General features: G+C 61.9%; 17 protein-coding genes. 8 read left to right on the forward strand and 9 right to left on the reverse strand.

The window, feature by feature from the left end; translation table 11 throughout:
- The first annotated feature begins 81 nt into the window (after window positions 1–81).
- From rodA to BM244_RS21830, 7 genes are all read left to right on the forward strand, one after another.
- Entirely contained in the window at window positions 82–1,176 is a 1,095-nt protein-coding gene (rodA, locus tag BM244_RS21795; RefSeq protein WP_175518363.1) for a rod shape-determining protein RodA, read from the forward strand.
- A gap of 82 nt (window positions 1,177–1,258) precedes the next feature.
- A complete protein-coding gene (locus BM244_RS21800; protein ID WP_093401021.1) occupies window positions 1,259–1,591 on the forward strand; it encodes an ArsR/SmtB family transcription factor in 333 nt (110 codons plus the stop codon).
- 11 nt (window positions 1,592–1,602) lie between these two features.
- Window positions 1,603–2,031 carry an arsenate reductase (glutaredoxin) gene (gene arsC, locus BM244_RS21805; RefSeq protein WP_093401022.1) on the forward strand — a complete coding sequence of 143 codons (429 nt, stop codon included), beginning with the start codon at window positions 1,603–1,605 and terminating at the stop codon, window positions 2,029–2,031.
- Window positions 2,031–3,317, forward strand: a complete 1,287-nt coding sequence (locus BM244_RS21810) for an arsenic transporter (protein WP_093401023.1) — start codon at window positions 2,031–2,033, stop codon at window positions 3,315–3,317. The genes arsC and BM244_RS21810 overlap by 1 nt, the downstream gene beginning before the upstream one ends.
- Window positions 3,314–3,637, forward strand: coding sequence for a YnfA family protein (locus BM244_RS21815; protein ID WP_056015373.1), 324 nt, complete (start codon window positions 3,314–3,316; stop codon window positions 3,635–3,637). The genes BM244_RS21810 and BM244_RS21815 overlap by 4 nt, the downstream gene beginning before the upstream one ends.
- Window positions 3,637–4,395, forward strand: a complete 759-nt coding sequence (gene arsH / locus BM244_RS21820; protein WP_093401024.1) for an arsenical resistance protein ArsH — start codon at window positions 3,637–3,639, stop codon at window positions 4,393–4,395. Before BM244_RS21815 ends, arsH begins: the two co-directional genes overlap by 1 nt.
- 451 nt (window positions 4,396–4,846) lie before the next feature.
- Complete coding sequence (locus BM244_RS21830) at window positions 4,847–5,035, forward strand: hypothetical protein (RefSeq protein WP_041394287.1); 189 nt, start codon at window positions 4,847–4,849, stop codon at window positions 5,033–5,035.
- A gap of 243 nt (window positions 5,036–5,278) precedes the next feature.
- Here the strand turns inward: BM244_RS21830 and BM244_RS21835 are convergent, their stop codons facing one another.
- The 5 genes from BM244_RS21835 to BM244_RS21855 form a co-directional block, all read right to left on the reverse strand.
- Window positions 5,279–5,965 carry a ZIP family metal transporter gene (locus tag BM244_RS21835; RefSeq protein ID WP_055817253.1) on the reverse strand — a complete coding sequence of 229 codons (687 nt, stop codon included), beginning with the start codon at window positions 5,963–5,965 and terminating at the stop codon, window positions 5,279–5,281.
- A gap of 3 nt (window positions 5,966–5,968) precedes the next feature.
- Window positions 5,969–9,202 carry an efflux RND transporter permease subunit gene (locus BM244_RS21840; protein WP_093401026.1) on the reverse strand — a complete coding sequence of 1,078 codons (3,234 nt, stop codon included), beginning with the start codon at window positions 9,200–9,202 and terminating at the stop codon, window positions 5,969–5,971.
- Between the two features lie 3 nt (window positions 9,203–9,205).
- Entirely contained in the window at window positions 9,206–10,375 is a 1,170-nt protein-coding gene (locus BM244_RS21845) for an efflux RND transporter periplasmic adaptor subunit (protein WP_093401027.1), read from the reverse strand.
- Window positions 10,372–11,637 (reverse strand): TolC family protein, encoded by a 1,266-nt coding sequence (locus tag BM244_RS21850; RefSeq protein WP_093401028.1) that lies wholly within the window; start codon window positions 11,635–11,637, stop codon window positions 10,372–10,374. The genes BM244_RS21845 and BM244_RS21850 overlap by 4 nt, the downstream gene beginning before the upstream one ends.
- Before the next feature lie 420 nt (window positions 11,638–12,057).
- Window positions 12,058–12,720, reverse strand: coding sequence for a cation efflux transmembrane domain-containing protein (locus tag BM244_RS21855; protein ID WP_093401041.1), 663 nt, complete (start codon window positions 12,718–12,720; stop codon window positions 12,058–12,060).
- 36 nt (window positions 12,721–12,756) lie between these two features.
- Here BM244_RS21855 and BM244_RS21860 point away from each other — a divergent pair, with 36 nt between their 5' ends.
- Window positions 12,757–13,194: a MerR family transcriptional regulator gene (locus tag BM244_RS21860; RefSeq protein WP_093401029.1), complete on the forward strand. Its 438-nt coding sequence runs from the start codon at window positions 12,757–12,759 to the stop codon at window positions 13,192–13,194.
- Between the two features lie 503 nt (window positions 13,195–13,697).
- Here BM244_RS21860 and BM244_RS22930 read toward each other — a convergent pair.
- The 4 genes from BM244_RS22930 to BM244_RS21875 all read right to left on the reverse strand — a co-directional run bounded on the left by BM244_RS22930 (window position 13,698) and on the right by BM244_RS21875 (window position 18,381).
- Window positions 13,698–14,852: a hypothetical protein gene (locus tag BM244_RS22930; RefSeq protein WP_139227076.1), complete on the reverse strand. Its 1,155-nt coding sequence runs from the start codon at window positions 14,850–14,852 to the stop codon at window positions 13,698–13,700.
- A 120-nt stretch (window positions 14,853–14,972) separates the two neighbouring features.
- A complete protein-coding gene (locus BM244_RS21865) occupies window positions 14,973–16,031 on the reverse strand; it encodes a BsuBI/PstI family type II restriction endonuclease (RefSeq protein ID WP_093401030.1) in 1,059 nt (352 codons plus the stop codon).
- Entirely contained in the window at window positions 16,028–17,809 is a 1,782-nt protein-coding gene (locus tag BM244_RS21870) for an Eco57I restriction-modification methylase domain-containing protein (protein WP_093401031.1), read from the reverse strand. The genes BM244_RS21865 and BM244_RS21870 overlap by 4 nt, the downstream gene beginning before the upstream one ends.
- Window positions 17,806–18,381: a recombinase family protein gene (locus BM244_RS21875; RefSeq protein WP_093401032.1), complete on the reverse strand. Its 576-nt coding sequence runs from the start codon at window positions 18,379–18,381 to the stop codon at window positions 17,806–17,808. Before BM244_RS21875 ends, BM244_RS21870 begins: the two co-directional genes overlap by 4 nt.
- Between the last annotated feature and the right edge of the window lie 114 nt (window positions 18,382–18,495).

The raw sequence follows: 18,495 nt of genomic DNA on the forward strand, positions 1-18,495 counted from the left end.
ACCCGCTGTTGCGGATACCCAAGGACGCCTGCCATTTCCCGCGAACATGTTCCCGTCGCGATCAAGTCGCTGCCATGGTCGATGCTTCTCGCCGTCTGCATCGTCATGTCTGCAAGTCTGCTCACCCTCTACTCTGCGGCAAACGGAAGCATGACACCGTGGGCATTCAATCAGGGTCTCAGGTTCGGCTTCCTGTTCGTGGTCATGCTGCTGGTGTCGTTCGTCCCGGTGTCGTTCTGGCGCGATTATTCGCTGCCCTTCTATGGCGTCACGCTCGGGCTGCTGCTGATCGTCGAGCTGTTCGGCAAGATCGGGATGGGTGCGCAGCGCTGGATCGATCTCGGGATCATCCGCCTGCAACCCTCCGAGTTCATGAAGATCGCTATCGTGCTTTCACTGGCGAGCTATTTCGACCGTGTGCCCCCCGGGTTCATCCGCCGCCCCATGACGCTGCTGCCACCTGTCGTGATGATCGGTCTGCCGGTCGTGCTCGTCCTGCTACAACCCGATCTGGGCACCGCGATGATGATCGCGCTCGCCGGCACCGCCATCCTCTTTCTTGCCGGCATCCCGCTACGCTGGTTCGTGGGGGGAGGGCTGGCATTCGCCTGCGCGCTTCCCGTCGTCGTGAACAACCTACTCCACGACTATCAGCGACACCGGGTGCTGATCTTTCTTGATCCCGAAAGCGATCCGCTCGGCACGGGATACCATATCGCGCAGTCAAAAATCGCGATCGGATCAAGCGGTATCTGGGGCAAGGGCTTCATGCAGGGCACACAGAGCCACCTCGCCTATCTGCCTGAACCGCATACCGACTTCATCCTTGCGACGATGATGGAGGAATGGGGCCTGGTCGGCGGGGTCGTGATCCTGCTGGCCTATGCGTGGATCATTCGCTGGGCGAGCGGGGTTGCCATGCGCGCAACCGATCGCTTCGTAAAACTCGCTGCGATTGGGCTGTCCTTCACAATCTCGCTGTACGTCGGGATCAACATGGCGATGGTGCTGGGTCTGGCTCCGGTCGTCGGCATCCCGCTGCCGCTTCTGTCCTACGGTGGATCGGCAATGATGACGGTGCTTATCCTGCTCGGCATTCTCATGTCATTCGACAGGGCCGAACGGAAAAACGGGGCGTCGGCAACACTGGGCCTTTCGTCGCTGAGGTATTCCTGATCGCCGTCGATTGCCGGCAATCGAGTGAGGCGATCGTTCCAGCAAGGGTTCCCTGAGCCTATATATCGTTTATGCTGGATATATGGAAAACGATTCGGCAATCGCAGCATTGGGTGCACTCGCGCAAGGCACACGCCTCGACGTGTTCCGCCTGCTCGTGCGGCACGAACCGGACGGTCTGGCAGCAGGTGAAATCGCCCGCCAGCTCGACGTGCCGCAGAACACCATGTCCGCGCACCTCGGCATTCTGGCCCGCGGCGGACTGGTCCTGTCCGAACGGCATAGCCGATCGATTATCTACCGTGCCAATCTAGACGGGCTGCGCGCGCTGACGCTGTTCCTCGTCAAGGATTGCTGCGCCGGCTCGCCCGAGCTGTGCGCGCCGCTCTTAGCCGAACTCACCCCCTGCTGCTGAAAGGACGCCTCGTGGCCGTCGATATCGTGATCTACCACAACCCCGAGTGCGGCACGTCTCGCAACACGCTGGCGATGATCCGCAATGCCGGCATCGAGCCCCATGTGGTCGAATATCTGAAAACGCCGCCCTCGCGCGCGCTGCTAGGCGAGCTGATCAATCGCGCCGGGATTACGCCCCGCGATTTGCTGCGCGAGAAGGGGACGCCCTATGCGGAACTGGGCCTTGGTGACGAAGCGCTGTCAGACGACACGCTGGTGGACGCAATGATGGCGCATCCGGTCCTCATTAACCGGCCGCTAGTCGTCTCGCCGCTCGGCGTGAAGCTGTGCCGACCGTCCGAAGCAGTCCTGGATCTGCTGCCTGAGGCCCAACAGGGCGCGTTTGCCAAGGAAGACGGCGAACGGGTTGTTGATGCCTCGGGTGAGCGCATCGCCTGATGCTGCTCGCGCTCACTATCTTCGTCATCACGATCGCCCTCGTCATTTGGCAACCCAAAGGCCTCGGCATTGGGTGGAGCGCGCTGGGCGGCGCGGCGGTCGCGCTGCTCGTTGGGGTCGTCTCACTCTCCGACGTACCTGTGGTGTGGGGGATCGTCTGGAATGCGACCGCGACGTTCGTCGCGATCATCATCGTCAGCCTTTTGCTCGACGAAGCCGGATTCTTTGAATGGGCGGCGCTTCACGTTGCCCGCTGGGGCGGGGGGCATGGTCGCAGGCTGCTCGTGCTGATCGTCCTGCTCGGCGCGGCGGTATCGGCGCTGTTCGCCAATGATGGCGCGGCGCTGATCCTGACGCCGATCGTCATCGCGATGCTGCGCGCGCTGGGATACAAGGACAAGGCGACGCTGGCGTTCGTGATGGCTGCGGGGTTCATCGCCGATACCGCCAGTCTGCCGCTGATCGTCTCCAACCTCGTCAATATCGTGTCGGCCGACTTCTTCCGGATCGGCTTTGCCGATTATGCCTCGGTGATGGTGCCGGTCGATCTGGCGTCGATCGCCGCGACGCTGGTCGCGCTGTTGCTGTTCTTCCGGCGCGACATACCGGGCAGCTATGATGTGGCTCAGCTCCGCACGCCCGCTGACGCGATCCGCGATCCTGCCACGTTCAAGGCGGGCTGGGTCGTTCTCGCCCTGCTGCTCGCCGGCTTCTTCCTGCTCGAACCTATCGGCGTGCCGGTCAGCGCCGTTGCCGCTGCCGGCGCGGTCCTCCTGCTGGTCATCGCCGCGCGCGGCCACGTCATCCAGACGCGCAAAGTGCTGGCCGGCGCGCCGTGGCAGGTCGTGATCTTCTCGCTTGGCATGTACCTGGTCGTCTATGGCCTGCGAAATGCTGGACTGACCGACTACCTTGCCGGCCTGCTCGATCGCACCGCGCAAGGCGGCGTTTGGGGCGCGGCATTCGGGACCGGGATCATTGCCGCGCTGCTGTCGTCGGTGATGAACAACATGCCGACCGTCTTGGTGGGGGCGCTGTCGATCGACGCGACCCACGCCACGGGCGCGATCAAGGAAGCGATGATCTACGCCAACGTGATCGGCTGCGACCTCGGGCCGAAGATCACGCCGATCGGCTCGCTCGCGACGCTGCTCTGGCTGCATGTTCTCGGACAAAAGGGCATCCGGATCGGCTGGGGCTATTACTTCAAAGTTGGCGCGACACTGACGATCCCGGTGCTGCTGGTAACGCTCGCGGCACTCGCGATCAGGATCAGCATAGTATGACGGCACTCGTCTACCTTGCCGCGTCGCTTGCGGAAATCGCGGGCTGCTTTGCCTTTTGGGCATGGTTGCGGCTGGACAAATCGCCCCTGTGGCTGGCTCCGGGCGTGGTCTCGCTAATGCTGTTCGCCTGGCTGCTGACACGTGTGGATAGCGACGCAGCAGGGAGGGCCTATGCTGCCTATGGCGGCGTATATATCTGCGCATCGCTGGTCTGGCTGTGGGCTGTCGAAGGGGTGAGGCCCGATCGCTGGGATGCTGGTGGAGCGGCGCTCTGCCTGATCGGCACCTGTATTATTCTGCTTGGCCCAAGGACCGCCTGATGCCGCTCCGCAATCTCTCCGATCCTGATAATCTGCCCGCGCTCGATCGGCGCTATGCGCTCGATCGTCCTGCCCTTGGGCTGGGCGCTGGTGATCCACCTCCACGGATCCTGCTGCTCTACGGATCCCTGCGGGAGCGGTCCTTCTCGCGGCTGTGCGTCGAAGAAGCTGCTCGCCTGCTACAATTCTTCGGCTGCGAAACGCGGATCTTCGATCCTTCGACCCTGCCGCTACCCGATCAGGTGACGGGGGACGATCACCCGGCCGTCCACGAGTTGCGCGAACTGTCGATGTGGTCGGAGGGGCATGTGTGGTGCAGCCCTGAACGACACGGCCAGATTACCGGCATCATGAAGCTGCAAGTCGATCACCTGCCGCTGTCGATGGGTGGGATGCGCCCGACGCAGGGCCGCACGCTCGCCGTCATGCAGGTGTCGGCGGGGTCGCAGTCGTTCAACAGCGTGAACACGCTGCGCGTCCTCGGCCGCTGGATGCGAATGGTGACGATCCCCAACCAATCCAGCGTCGCGAAGGCGTTTGCCGAGTTCGACGAAAGCGATCGAATGAAGCCTTCGGCCTACTATGATCGGATCGTGGATGTGATGGAGGAATTGGTACGCTTCACGATCCTGCTACGCCCGCACACCGCCCAACTGGTCGATCGCTATTCCGAACGAAAGGAGGCAGGCGTGCCGATCGATAGCGCCACGGACCTTTCGAGCATCGCAACCTCACCAACGTATCGGAAAGGCGAGTAAAGTCCGCTTAGTGTGGCAAACCGCTCCTGCGACATTGTGCATCACGAAGTGTGCTTCTAGATGCATCCAATGAAACGCCGGGCTCGCCCACTCTCCAAGATATTGCATTCCATGGCGTTTTTCGTCCTGGCAGTGATGTTGCTGGTCCGGCTTGGTCCGCTCTGCGAGACGATGGCGATGGCCGCGCCTCCGGCTGCGTCCGCGATGATGGACTGCGCCAGCAAATCAGCAGGCGCTCCCGTCAAAAAGGCGCCTGCGTCGGCCTGCGCCATACCGTGCGTTGCAGTTGCCGGCGAAACCGTCGAACATATCGAGCTGGTTCCGTCCTCCCGTCTATCGCCATGGCCGGCTCCACAGACGGGCCTTTTAGGCATGGCATACGCTCCGGCCACACCCCCTCCGCAAACCGTGTGAAATTGAACACCATCACACGTAAATTTCGGAGAATATCATGACCAAGTTCAAGCTCATCAGCGCTGCCTTCGCCCTCACCCTGTCGACTGGCGCATTCGCCGCTGTCGCCAATTGCTGCGCCGACATGGCGTGCTGCAAGGACGGTGCGGACTGCTGCAAGGATGGCGCAAAAGCCAAGGCTGCGGACTGCTGCGATCATGCCAAGGGCGGCATGAAGCACGGCTAAAGCTGGATAGGGGCGGGCAACCGCCCCTATTTTTCTAGTCTACGTCTACTCGGCGCGGCACGCCGTCCCGCCACGGTCGCTGCGACGAGCGGAGAGTTACCCTCAGGGTTGAGGCTCTTCCCCGAACCGCATCCATCGTTCGTTCCATCTCGCGCGCAATTACCGCCAGCGTCTGCCTGGCCTCGATACGCCGACGAAGCTCGACGTCATCATCATCGGTCCAGGACGTTCCACGTCGAGCGGTCAGCCCAATACCTCCTCAATCAGGAGCAATCCCAGAAACCCGATGAAGAACATCGCGCTGATAAGCGGGGTGTCAGGCTTCTCGTGCGCTTCGACCAACAGTTCTTCCGTCACGAGATAGAGCAGCGCCATCAGACCGAAACTGAGAAACCCGGCGATGACGACGGGCGGAAACGTCGCAACGGGCGTCGCTATCGCTGCACCGATCGGCAGCAACAACGCGATCCCCATCGTAATCGCGATGATCCGCGCCTTGGACTTGATCGTCTCGCCCAACTCGGTCGTCACGGTCAGTCCGAGAAACAGCACCTCCAGCGTCAACGCGATCGTCAGCAACACCCCGGCCTTCCCGCCAGCGACGAACGCCAACCCGAGAACAAGCCCGTCGATCAGGATATCCACTGCGACCGCGCCCAACATGGCGATCGGTCCACTGGCGCGACCCTCAAGGGCTTTGAGTGACAGCATCACGACTATGCCAAGCGCGCCGCCTGTGAATGTCGCGATCGGTGAACCTTCGTGCATCACCTGGGGCAGGATCTCGGCTGCCGCTGCGGCGAACACGACGCCTGCCGCCAAGTGCTGCATAGCGCTTACGAAGGCATCGCTTGGCCGTCTCGATACCGCGAATAGCGAGCCGATCAGTACGGCAACGACGGGAATGAGAGTGAAGGCAACGGCCTGCATAGCTTAAGCCCTCACGCTGTCATGAGCCAAAGGCGGCAGTTCGATATGTCCCCCTGATGGAGCTGGCAGCTCGCGCCGTCCGAAACGAGCGTAGAGCGTCGGCAGCACGAACAAGGTAAGCAGGGTTGCGGATATCAGGCCACCAATCACGACGGTCGCCAGCGGCTTTTGCACCTCGGCTCCCGCCCCATGCCCAAGCGCCATCGGCACAAAGCCAAGCGACGCAACGAGGGCTGTCATCGCAACCGGCCGGAGCCGCGCCAGAGCGCCTTGGTGCGCCGCTATCGCACGATCCATGCCTTGCCGCATCAGATCATGGATGGACGACACCATGACCAGCCCGTTGAGGACCGCGACCCCTGATAGTGCGATGAAGCCGACTGCCGCTGAAATGGAGAACGGCATGCCTCTTAGCACCAGCGCAAGGATGCCTCCGACCAGAGCCAGCGGAACGCCGGTAAACACGATCAGCGCATCCCTGACGGAGCCAAGCGCGCCGTAGAGCAGGAACATGATGACCACGAAGCAGATCGGCACCACAATGCTGAGCCGATCGCGGGCAGATGCCAGGTTCTCGAACTGACCGCCCCATTCGAGGTACGTGCCGGCTGGCAATTTCACCTGCGCGTCGATGGCTGACCGGGCATCAGCCACAACGCCGGCCACATCCCGATCGCGCACGTTGGCCTGCACCACGACGCGCCGCTTGCGGTTCTCGCGGCTGATCTGGTTAGGACCATCAACCACGGCGATATCCGCCACAGTCGATAGCGGTACGAAGCCACCACTGCCGGTCGGCACCGGCACCTGAGCAACCGCCGTCAGATCGGAGCGCGAGCTTTCCGCCATCCGGATCACGACCGGGAAGCGACGATCGCCTTCAAAGATCACGCCAGCCTGTCGGCCGCCAATGGCTGCGGCAACCGTGTCCTGCACGTCACCCGCCGTCACCCCGACGCGGGACATGGCAGTGCGGTTCGGCCGGATATCGAGCATCGGCAAGCCTTCGGTTTGCTCAACCCGCACGTCTGCGGCACCCCGCGTCTTTCGCAAGATGCCGGCGATCCGATCTGCGGTCGCGTTCATCTCGCCAAAGTCGTCGCCGAATACCTTGATCGCGATATCGCCGCGCACGCCTGCAATCAGCTCGTTGAACCGCATCTGGATCGGCTGGGTGATCTCATAGGCGTTGCCCGGCAGAGTGGAGAGGCGCTTTTCCAGCCGGTCCACGAGCTCTTCCTTGGACAGGCCGGGGTCGGGCCACTCCTTCTTCGGCTTCAGGATGACGAACGTGTCAGTCGCGTTAGGCGGCATTGGGTCCGATGCGATTTCGGAAGTGCCGGTGCGCGAGAAGGCGAAGCGGACCTCAGGGGCCTTGGCGAGTGCCTTTTCCACCTGGAATTGCATCGCCTGGCTCTGGTCGACCGATGTGCCCGGGATGCGGACCGCCTGCACGAGGATGTTGCCCTCATCGAGCTGCGGCAAGAACTCCTGCCCCAATGTCGTGAAAGCGGCACCGGCAAGCGCCAGCGCGCCGATCGCGACGCCGATGGTGAGGGTGGGCCGGCGCATTGCAGCATCGAGTCCCGGCTCGTAGCGCTGCCGGAGGAATGTGACGACGCGGCTTTCCTTTTCCTCGACCCGCTTGCTGAGCCAGATCGCAATCGCTGCCGGTATGAAGGTCAGCGACAAGATAAAGGCGAACACCAGAGCGATGATGACGGTGAGCGCCATCGGCTCGAACATCTTGCCTTCGACACCCGTGAAGGTGAGCAACGGCGCATAGACCAGGATGATAATAGCCTGCCCGTACACCGATGGCCGGATCATCTCGCGCGCCGATGCAGCTACGATTCCAAGACGTTGCTCGATGGTCAGCACGTCATCGCGACCATGCTGCGCCTCGCCCAAACGCCGTAATGCGTTCTCCACAATAATGACCGCACCATCCACGATCAGACCAAAGTCGAGCGCGCCAAGGCTCATCAGATTGGCGGAAACGCCCGCCTTCAACATGCCGATGCTGGTCAGCAGCATCGTGATCGGAATGACGCAGGCCGCGATCAGCGCCGCACGGAAATTGCCAAGCAGCGCAAACAGAACGACGATCACCAGCACCGCACCCTCGGCAAGGTTGCGGGCAACCGTCGCGATCGTGGAGTTCACCAGCTCGGTCCGGTTCATAACCGGCTTCACGACGACATCGACCGGCAACGAGCGGCCGATTTGCGTCAGCCGTTCGGCAACGCCCGTCGATACCGTGCGGCTATTCTCCCCGATCCGCATAACCGCAGTGCCGACGACAACCTCATGGCCGTTTTCCGAAGCCGATCCCATGCGTAGCGCCTGCCCGGTGCGAACGGTCGCGATCTGGTTAAGCAGAATCGGAACGCTCTCGCGGGTGGCAACAACGGTACGGGCCAGCTCGTCGGCGTTGCGGACACGCCCATCTGATCGAACCGCCAACCCTTCGCCGTTGCGGTTGACCACGCCAGCGCCCGCGCTGGTATTGCTGCGCTGAAGGGCGGTGGTGAGATCCTGAAGCGTCAGCCGCATTGCCGCCATGCGCTGTATGTCCGGAACGACGAGATATTCTTTGGTGTAGCCACCAAGGGAGTCGACGCCAGCAAGGCCGGCCGTGCTTTTTAGCTGCGGCGTGACGATCCAATCCTGCACGGTGCGCAGGTAGGTCGCCTTGTCGGCGTCGCTTACGAGGTGATCACCCTCGGGGGTGATATAGCTGGCATCGCGTTGCAGGCCGGGTTCGCCGTTGCGGTGATGAACCTGATCCAGCTCGCGGTACTCGACGGTCCACATGAAGATATCGCCAAGGCCCGTGGCGATCGGCCCCATCTCCGGGTTCACGCCTTCGGGAAGGTCTTCCTCTGCGGTTCGCAGGCGTTCCGCGACCTGCGCCCGCGCAAAGTAGATATCGGTCTTTTCACCGAAAACTGCTGTGATCTGGGCAAAGCCATTGCGGCTTAGCGAGCGGGTATATTCAAGGCCGGGAATGCCAGCGAGCGCTGTTTCGACGGTGAACGCAACCTGCTTCTCGATCTGATCGGGAGACAGGGCGGGAGCAACGACATTGATCTGCACCTGGTTGTTGGTGATGTCGGGTACGGCGTCGATCGGAAGCTGACGTAGCGCGCCAATCCCGAGCAATGCAGCCGCGATGGTGAGAAGCAGGACGAGCCAGCGCTTCTCGACGGAGAGGGTGACGATGCGACCGATCATGGCTCAGTCCTCATCCCCGCCCGCACCCTTGCCGAGTTCGGCCTTGAGCGTGAAGCTGTTGGTGGAAGCGATGCGCTCCGAGCCGGTAAGGCCTGCCGTTACGGTGACCTGCCCGCCATTGGTGCGGCCAAGCGTCACCGGAATTGCCCGGAAACCTGTCGCCGTCCGGACGAACACAAACGACTTGTCCTCGATCATCTGCACTGCGGCCGATGGCACGGCGACGGTGCGGTCCCCGGTCGCAGGAACGAGGATCGATACGTTGACCGTCTCACCAACGCGCCATGTGCTGCCGGCGTTGTCGAGGGTGGCGATCACCGGCACCAATCGGGTCGTCTCGTCCAGAATGGGGGACACGAACGTGACACGTCCCTCCTGACGCCGCCCCGGCGCTGTCACTTCGACACGCACGCCGGGTTTCACCCGACCGGCATCGGTGGGGACGAGTGATGTGGTGACAGTGACCTTCGACAGATTGGCGACGCGGAACAGTTCTGCATCGGCCGCGACTGCCTGCCCAAGGGTCGCCGATCGCGCGATCACTTGGCCGGCGATCGGCGAGCGGACCGCGATGCGGTTGAGCGCGCCGCCTCCGCTGCCCGTCGCTGACAACTGCTGCTGCGCCAGGCGAAGGGCAATGTTAGCCTCCGTTGCGGCCGTTCGCGCTGCGACCAGATCCTGCTCCGGCGAAACGCGTTCGGCGAACAGGCGCTGTTCGCGGCGAAGGTTCGATTGGGCGAGTGCGGAACGCGCGCGCGCGGCCTCTACCTCCGCTTTCAGTGATGCCGCTTCCCGGCTTTCGATGATAGCCAGCGGGTCTCCCCGGCTGACTGACTGCCCGAGATTGCGGGTAAGGGAAACGAGCCGACCGCCTACGGAGGTGGACACAACCTGCACACCCTGAGGATCGCCCTCGATCGTTGCCGATAGCTCGATCGCTCCGGCCACGCCGCCTACTGTGGGACGCGTGACCTCTATCCCGGCATCCGCGATCTGCTGCGCGGACAGGGTGACGATATCCTTTGGCCCCTCCTTGGCTTCGCCGGCCTCGGCACCTTCCGCCTTCTCGGCTCCGGCTTTCTCACCGGCCTCGCCGCTGCCACCCCCGCCGCATCCGGCAAGGAGGATAGCCAAGGTCACAGGCGCGAGCGCCCGCATGATGGTCTTCGTCATTGATTGGTTTCCTCGGGCGAGGGCGCTGCGGCAACGAGCCGTTCGAGGCGTGCCTTGGCGTCGTGATAGGTGGCGAGCGCATCGATCGCGGCGATTCGTGTTTCGGACAGGGTACGTTCGGCATCGAGCAAATCAAGCTGCCCGAACTTGCCCTCCCGGTAGCCGATCCGGGCAATACGAGCGGCTTCGCTTGCCGATGCCAGTGCCGGCCCGCTGGCGTTACGAGCGGTCGTCGCGGCATTCGCGACGTTCGCCTGTGCGCTTGCGATATCCTGCGCGGTATCCAGCTCGGCGACGCGACGTAGCGCCTGCGCCTGATCGGTCTGCGCCCGCGCCTGCGCCACTGCCGCCTTGCCGTTGTTGAACAGCGGAAACGGGATCGACAGCCCGAACACTGCTGCCACGTCGTTCGTAGCCTCAAGCCGGCGTGCGCTTGCGCTCAGTGTCACGTCGGGAATGCGCTGCGACCTGGCAAGCCGCACCTGTGCCTCTGCCGTTGTCACGTCCGCGCGCGTCGCCGCCAATGCCAGCGTCCCGGTAGTCTCAATCGGCCGCGCTGGACCAAAGCCCTCGACACGGCCGAACCACGCCAAATCCAACGGTCCTGTGAGAGGTTGGCCGATCCGTCGGGCAAGATTGCTCCGCGCAACCTCGGCAAGCCGTTCTGAGCGCTCCACAGCTGTTTCCGCGTTGATCCGCAATACATCGGCGCGCTGCTGTTCGAGCGGCGATGCTCGCCCCGCCTGAACACGGACACCGGCTGCGCGCGATGCCTCGCGGGCGATGCCGGCCTGCTCGCGCGCTGTCACAAGTCGGCGTTCCGCCGCTGTCGCTTCGATGTAGAGCTGAGTGACGGCAAGCCGTAGATCAGCTTCGGCCAACGCCGTGCCTATCCGCGCTCGATTGCCAATCGCGTCCGCGACGGCGATCCGTGCCGATCGTTTGCCACCCAACTCGATCGGTAGAGCCAATCCTGCCGTTGTCTCGGCGCTGCGAAGACCGCGATATTGACCGCTGCCGGCAATGTTCTCGGTCTCGGCGACGATCGACGGGTTCGGCCGGTAGCCGGCAACCGTGCGGCCTGCTTCTGCTGCCCGGACGCCAGCCGTGGCAGCCTCAAGGCTGGGGGCGCTGGCTCCGGCAAGTGAAAGCGCCTGCTCAAGGGTGAGCGGGGGACTGGTCGATGTTAGATCGGCTGACTGCGCCTGTGCGATCGACGCGCACGACGCCACGGCCAATAAGGCCGCAATAAAACGGTGCATGGGTAACGGACTCCTGACGAACCTTGGGCGTCCGCACGGGCTTTCCCGGCGGAATTAGGCGTTGGTCAGGCTTGGGGAGGACGTAGGGCTGGGTCCGACGCTACCGGGGCCTTGGGCGCATTGCGCCACACCGATGCAGTCATACGAACGCTGCTGGCTGGTCCGGTTGAATCGGACGCGATCGGCACGCCGACATGATGGCCGTGGCAACCGCCATGATGGTGAGGATACGCCTTGTCGGCGTCTGCCGGCACTTGGTCGGCATCGCCATCGCAATGATCGAGGGAACTGACCGCTGTGGTATCAACGCACGTCACGCCTTCTGTCGCATGCGCGACTGATCCAAGCCCGAGCATAAGCACGAGCATGAAACTGAGGAACAGGGCGGAAAGGCGGTGCATCGGCCCGCGCCTTAGCAGCTTACCGACTGCCATGTAACGACTGCTGGTAAGTAGCGGGGGCGGGTGAAGGCTCGCTACGCATTTCGGCGCGTGCCTGCCGCATGATCTGAACACCGCCCGATATTCCCAACACAGCCATCAAGGTGGCGACGGCAAGATCAGGCCACGCGCTGTTGAGGCCGAAGACCCCGCCTGCGGCTAGCACGACGGCGATGTTGCCGATCGCGTCATTGCGCGAGCAAATCCATACTGACCTCATGTTCGCGTCACCGCTTCGGAAGCGGTACAGCATGACCGCGACGACAAGGTTCGCGATAAGCGCGGCGATGCCGACCACGCTCATAATCTCGGCATGGGGCGTCGCGTCGTGGAGCGCACCCCATCCCGCCGCGAACAGGATATAGACGCCTAGCAAAGCAAGCGTCGCCCCCTTCAACATCGCAGCGCGTGCGCGCCAGGCTATCGCCATTCCGGCAACGCCAAGGCTGATCGCGTAGTTCGCAGTATCACCAAAAAAGTCGAGCGCGTCGGCTTGGAGCGCCTTCGATCCGCCCGTGATGCCGGCTATGATCTCGATAACGAACATGCCGCCATTGATGGCGAGCGCGATCCATAACGCCCGGCGCCACTTTGGGTCGTTGAGAGTACCCGCCTTGTCGGACGCGCAGCTTGTGCAGGCCATGTTCGCCACCTCGATAGAATCGATCTGACAGCCTATATGCACCCTCTAGTCGCTAGAGGGTCAAGCGCTGTGTCTGAGAAACTGACAATCGGAAAATTGGCTGGTGCGACTGGCACGAAGGTCGAAACGATCCGCTACTATGAGCAGATTGGCTTGCTGCCGGCACCTGCGCGATCGGCGGGGAACTACCGGACCTATGAAAGCGCGCATCTACGCCGTCTTTCCTTCATCCGTCGTGCGCGCGATCTCGGCTTCTCGATCGATCAGGTACGCGAGTTGATGGGGCTTGCCGATCGGCGCGATCAGTCCTGCATCGCTGTCGATGTCGTTGCCAACCAACACCGCGACGCGATCAGGCGCAAAATCGCAGACCTCACCGCGCTCGCTGGTGAACTCGACGCACTGATAGATTCCTGTAGCCGCAACACCGTCGCCGACTGCCGGATCATCGAGGCACTTGCTCCCTCCGCATAGTGCCCCGTTCCTAACCAGCTTTCCCGCAAGAATCGGATTCTTGCCAGTGGCCCAGTTGGAAAGCAAACCGGCCATCCACTTTCCGGAAGACGGGTGTTGACCGTACAGTCGATAGGTATAGTCTCGTTGAGCAATGTCTGCTGGGGTGGTGACACTTCGTAAAAATTTAAGGTCCCAACCGTGCCAGCGGTTGGGACCTTATTCGTTTGGGGAGCAGTGCCAGCCCCCCAACCACTCCTCGGGGCGTCCAATTGTGACGTTCTAGTCAATTCCGGCTTTCCCATTGGAAGGTCGGTAGAGATAGACGGGCAAACCAGGGCAGGGGCCGCGGCCTCCCGCGAGGCCCTTTCCCCAAAACATGTTCCCGATTGCCCTTCCTCGAAACGAGGTAACGGTAACGGAGAAGCGGGAAGCGATTGTGTCGCTAAACTGCTAACCTTTGCAACGCCGGCCCGCGATGCCAATCTGGCTTGTCGCCGCATGTTGCAAATGTCTACTGCAAATTATGCAATGGATTGCGCGCTCTGTGGATCAAATGGCAATCCATCTTTATACCAGCCGAAGTAGTAGTTTTCTACATGAGACCTAATGCTAGACCATGACTCAAATAAAACGCGTGAGTGAGTTTCAGGAATCCGATCTTGTGTATGTATTTGCTGATAGAAAGGCGGTACGCCCTGGCGATCTGTTTTCATTGATCTTATAGACCAATACACGGACGCGGTTGTTGAAGCGTGGTCTACCAGACGAATTATGGTATCTTTATTGACCGCCCAAGGTGTCGCATCTCGGACTCTCGGCAGATTTGCAAACCATAAAAGCTTCTGCAGCACCATTCGCATTCTAAAAGCCGGTAACGGGTGACTCCCAACTGGCATTTCGCCTGGAACATCGTCGTCTCCGCCATGAAATCGTTGGAACAGACACATGAGTCCACAGACTAGAAGCCACAGTGAAGCGCGAGAGAATACTCCGTCGTTCGCGACTATAATGAGCGATGCCGCCATACCTGTGGCCTCGGCATCTGCAGCCAACTCAGTGATGTGGCTCATGGCCGCTTGTTGCGGAGTAAGTTGCGAGGCAACGTGAGAGGTCGCATCATTGATAATTAGACTATTGCCCTGCTCATGGATCATCCGCCTCGGTTCGGCGCCTTCAATGAAGAGATGGCCTTGAAAATGATGCGCCTGCTCGTGCAGGTATAACCATGCAAAAGTGAGGCGGAACATTTGATCCGCAGCGGCCTGCTCGGTTATCCCTGGAGGGAGTACGTTATGACGACCTTGTCCATAATCGTAAACGGGGCTGCCGAACAGATCATCGTAATGAATGTTTGTAAAGTGTTCCGCACAAAGCTTAGTAAGAGATACGGCATCTCTATGCAGCGCTTTTGGGGCTAACTCGCTAAAGCCAATTATGTGGTCATTAGGCCGCCTTAAATCCACCGCGGCATAAGCTTTAAACTTTCGTACGCTCTCCCAGTGCAGGCTCAAGTTACGCCCGGTAGCTTCGTACTTTTTTTGCGAAAAGTTGGATCGTGCCCAGTCGATTACCGACAGGGCACGATCCGGTGTCCGACTTTGGTCAATATCAAAGTTCTTTAGCCATGGCCGAGTATCAATGCTCGGTGGGATGACTTCTGGCGCGGGGTCGGTCATTGGCCCAGATTTCCTGATACTTAGAGTTTCTCAATCGCAACCAGAGCGACGATTCTCAAATCGTTTGCGATTGCAGGCGTATCCGAGGTCAGAGAGCGTGCTGATGCTGGGCGGCCTGGTTCAAGCATCCTGTAGCGTACGTGGTCCCTGACGAAACACCATCAGCCGCTCCGGCTCTGCCGCAAACCAAGCGTAACTGCCCCATGCAAGGCTATCGACGGTCTTCTTGAACGGTCCCGCGCTTCGGTCGAGATAAGCAGTTACAAACGCGACGTGCTCAGACGGGAAGCCCGCCTCGGCAACCAGTTCCTCTAGCGCTTCCTTGCGACGCTGACTGATTGGACCGTCAGTAGCCACTACCTCCACGAACACTAGCAATGGGTGGACAGGTCCAAGGTCTACCAAAATCGTATCGGGCAAATTTTTATCGGCTTGGATAACGAGACCGATCGAGCGTGCTAGCTCATCGTCACGCGCGACCACCTTGTTGCCGCTCTCACTGAGGAACACCACCGCCGGTTCGGTGAGAAAGGCGGGTGCGAACACCTCCACCACTGCCTTCGTGATTTCCGAGCTAGGACCTGGCTTCATCCGGCGCGTTTCACCGTTAGGGAAGGTGACAAGCACTTGATCGGCGCTAACGCCGGCACCGCGGCGTACGATCGCTAGTCGAGCGAGCGCGCCCTTGTTCAGCGCCTCGGCTTGCCATGCCGAGATACGGGCCTGCAGCGCCTCGCCAGCAAGGGAGGGATCGAACAAGGCGGCAAAGTTCGCCTTCAAGGCGTAGCGCGGCTTGCTCGATGTGGTCGCAAGGTCGGTTCGCTCGGTCACGGCGCCGATTGCCACCAGTCCCTCGCGCAACGTCTCGTCGCGGATCGGCTCGCGGGTATTATCCTGATACCAGCGCTTACCCTCGGTATGGCTGCCGGTTCGCAAAACGCTGGCGGCATAGCCGGCACGGCTCGCGTCATCGATACGGGTCGCCTGCTCGTCGGTCATCCGATAGACGTGCTTGGGGCCGAGATACGTCCCGCTACCCTCTATCGCCTCGACATAGAGCGCGACGAACACCACGCTCGCCGCCAGCATGCGGGTCAGATAGGCGCGATTGGGAGCGCCATCAGGGAAGATGGCCTGCAGCCGGGCGTGAACCTCCTCGCGGGTAAGCATCGGCGTCATGGTGCGACCTGCCCATAGAGCCGCGCCAGCTCGGTCTCGATTTCGGCGCTGCAGGCTCCGCGCTTTACCAGCTTCTCAACGCTACGCATTTCGGCGGGTGAGGGGAGGGGTATCGCCTCCATCTCAAACGCCGACACCGCTACGCTGCCGTTGATACAGCGAAAGAGCTGGTCGATGATCCGGCTGTTCAACACCACCGCAACCGTTGCTGGTGACACTGCTGGGCTCGTGGTTGGCCGAACCATGTTCAGGTGATTTTCGACTACCACCCCGCCATGCTGAGCGATGAAGTCAGCCGGTAGTTCAGCCGCGATGAGCCGGCGCGCCTGCTCCTTGGCGGTAGTGCGCTGAACGAGAACGCAAGCCTCCTTGACCAGCAACCAGCCGTCGGCACGCTCGATCTTAAAATAGGGTGCGTGATTACGTTTCTCGGCTCGAAACGCGAACTTACCATCTGCCGACACCGCCTCTGCCCAGATGAGCGGATGCGCGTCACGGGAAGGACGAAGCCGCATCTGGTCCTTGTAGCGGTTCCAGACCAGCGGCCCGGTCGATACGCGGTAGCCCCAATCGGCAAGCCTCGCCGGCATTGCCTCGGCCGCGGCGATCAGGGCGCTGTGGCGCGGCTCACGGGGCGCAAGCCAGGGCTGCGATGCCGGAGAGGGGAGGCCGATCGTGCCATTGCGGATGAGACGCGCCTCGCGCTCGTTCGTCACTTCGACATAGTGAACTTGAGCGCGCCCGGGCTTTGCACCGCGCTTATAGGCAGCAAGCAACGTCTCCTGCAGCACGTCCTCGAACACACCGCGGCGCGCGTGCACGAAATCAATCGCAACTGGGGGGGCTTCCTTAGCGATCAGCTCGCGCAACGCGGAATAGTAGTGCCCGGAGAGGAAGCTGGTCGGGGTGAGATAAGCGATCGTACCGCCCTTCTTGGTCCAACGCACGGCGATGTCGGTGAACACCCCATAAAGGTTGGCATGGCCGTAAAGACCACGCGCGAAGCGCAGCCGCTGCTCGGGCGTGAGGGTAACGCGTCCATAAGGCGGGTTGCCGATTACAAGGTCGAAGCGGGCCGCAGGCGCCTCTTCCAGCGTGTCCGCGACGCGCACGACGATAGGGGCTGCCCGACCTGCAGCCGCGGTAACATCCGCCAGCAACAACTCGACTGCATTCTGCCCGAAGCCAGCCGCATAGGGGTCCATTTCCAACCCAAGCAAGCGCGTGCCGATCTGCCGGAGCACGATCGCCGGCTCGGCGGCGGGAAGTGCAGCGATCATCCGCTCGGCTGCAGGTAGCAAGAATGCACCTCCGCCGCTCGCTGGGTCCAGCACACGGGCACGGGTCCAGTCGATCCCCTGTTCCTCGGCCATGTCGAGCAGCCGGTTCGCTAACGCTGGCGGAGTGTAGAAAGCGCCGAGCGCCCCGCGCTCGCGCGCGTGAAGCAGCGTAGTGTAGAGGCCGGTCAAGAAATAAACCGCCTCGGCGATTGGCAGCGGCGCCGCCTCACGGCCCACTGCTCCCGCTAGATCGGCAACGGCACGATCAAGACGACCATACGGCTTGGCGAAAGGTGGGCTGAGCTTGGCGTGAGGCCGGGCCTCCGCCTGGTAAGTGTCAATCGCAACGCGAGTGAACACTGCCGCCATATCGCGGCGACGCGGCTCGGGTAGCGTTTCTGCCCATGCGCGCGCGAGCTGGCGCGCACGGGCCAGCTCGTAACGCTGTGCCTCAAGGTCGGCGGGCAGGACGCGTGGAAGCGCGGGTGCGAGGCTCATGCCGCGGGCGAACTGTTACGATGCTCGCGGAGCACGCGCTGCACGGTCGACCGTGATACCCGAAATAGGCTTGCGAGCTGAGAGGGTGATCCCTGGCCGGATTCGGCCTTGGTGATGATCTCGGCGCGTTGCTGGCCGGTGAGGCTCGGTCGGCGTCCAAGATGCCTACCGGCTTTGCGGGCATGTGCCAGGCCGTTCATGGTCCGCTCGCGGATCATAGCGCGCTCGAACTCAGCAAAAGCACCTAAGGTTTGGGTCATCAACCGACCTGCGGCCGTCGTGGTGTCCACGGCCTCGGTAAGAGACCTGAAGCCAGCACCGGCTGCGGTGATCGCCTCCAACGTGAATAAAAGATCGCGCAACGATCGTGATAGACGGTCGAGCTTCCACACCACCAGCACGTCGCCGGGCGTCAGCGCACCAATCGCGCGCGCCAGCTCGGGACGGTCGGATTGGCCTCCTGAGGCTTCCTCCCGAAACACTGGATCGCACCCCGCCGCGCTAAGCGCAGCGAGCTGGGCACTGAGGTCTTGATGATCGCCGCGGGACACCCGCGCATAGCCAATTTGCATCAGCTCTTCTGACACGGGATTCTGACACTCTGCAACCCGCAGAAAAGCGTGGGTTGGTTTGTAGTGTCACAACCGTCCGGTTTTGACACTTAGCCGAGAACGGTACCTACGCAC

It is taken from the genome of Sphingomonas sp. OK281 (assembly GCF_900115295.1).
Taxonomy (GTDB): Bacteria; Pseudomonadota; Alphaproteobacteria; order Sphingomonadales; family Sphingomonadaceae; genus Sphingomonas.

What these genes read in the sequence shown, in the direction of transcription:
- rodA (WP_175518363.1), top strand. Translation starts at nt 82, where the DNA reads ATGCTTCTCGCCGTCTGCATCGTCATGTCTGCAAGTCTGCTCACCCTC.
- BM244_RS21800 (WP_093401021.1), top strand. Translation starts at nt 1,259, where the DNA reads ATGGAAAACGATTCGGCAATCGCAGCATTGGGTGCACTCGCGCAAGGC.
- BM244_RS21810 (WP_093401023.1), top strand. Translation starts at nt 2,031, where the DNA reads ATGCTGCTCGCGCTCACTATCTTCGTCATCACGATCGCCCTCGTCATT.
- BM244_RS21815 (WP_056015373.1), top strand. Translation starts at nt 3,314, where the DNA reads ATGACGGCACTCGTCTACCTTGCCGCGTCGCTTGCGGAAATCGCGGGC.
- arsH (WP_093401024.1), top strand. Translation starts at nt 3,637, where the DNA reads ATGCCGCTCCGCAATCTCTCCGATCCTGATAATCTGCCCGCGCTCGAT.
- BM244_RS21830 (WP_041394287.1), top strand. Translation starts at nt 4,847, where the DNA reads ATGACCAAGTTCAAGCTCATCAGCGCTGCCTTCGCCCTCACCCTGTCG.
- BM244_RS21835 (WP_055817253.1), bottom strand. Translation starts at nt 5,965, where the DNA reads ATGCAGGCCGTTGCCTTCACTCTCATTCCCGTCGTTGCCGTACTGATC.
- BM244_RS21840 (WP_093401026.1), bottom strand. Translation starts at nt 9,202, where the DNA reads ATGATCGGTCGCATCGTCACCCTCTCCGTCGAGAAGCGCTGGCTCGTC.
- BM244_RS21845 (WP_093401027.1), bottom strand. Translation starts at nt 10,375, where the DNA reads ATGACGAAGACCATCATGCGGGCGCTCGCGCCTGTGACCTTGGCTATC.
- BM244_RS21850 (WP_093401028.1), bottom strand. Translation starts at nt 11,637, where the DNA reads ATGCACCGTTTTATTGCGGCCTTATTGGCCGTGGCGTCGTGCGCGTCG.
- BM244_RS21855 (WP_093401041.1), bottom strand. Translation starts at nt 12,720, where the DNA reads ATGGCCTGCACAAGCTGCGCGTCCGACAAGGCGGGTACTCTCAACGAC.
- BM244_RS21860 (WP_093401029.1), top strand. Translation starts at nt 12,757, where the DNA reads ATGCACCCTCTAGTCGCTAGAGGGTCAAGCGCTGTGTCTGAGAAACTG.
- BM244_RS22930 (WP_139227076.1), bottom strand. Translation starts at nt 14,852, where the DNA reads ATGACCGACCCCGCGCCAGAAGTCATCCCACCGAGCATTGATACTCGG.
- BM244_RS21865 (WP_093401030.1), bottom strand. Translation starts at nt 16,031, where the DNA reads ATGACGCCGATGCTTACCCGCGAGGAGGTTCACGCCCGGCTGCAGGCC.
- BM244_RS21870 (WP_093401031.1), bottom strand. Translation starts at nt 17,809, where the DNA reads ATGAGCCTCGCACCCGCGCTTCCACGCGTCCTGCCCGCCGACCTTGAG.
- BM244_RS21875 (WP_093401032.1), bottom strand. Translation starts at nt 18,381, where the DNA reads ATGCAAATTGGCTATGCGCGGGTGTCCCGCGGCGATCATCAAGACCTC.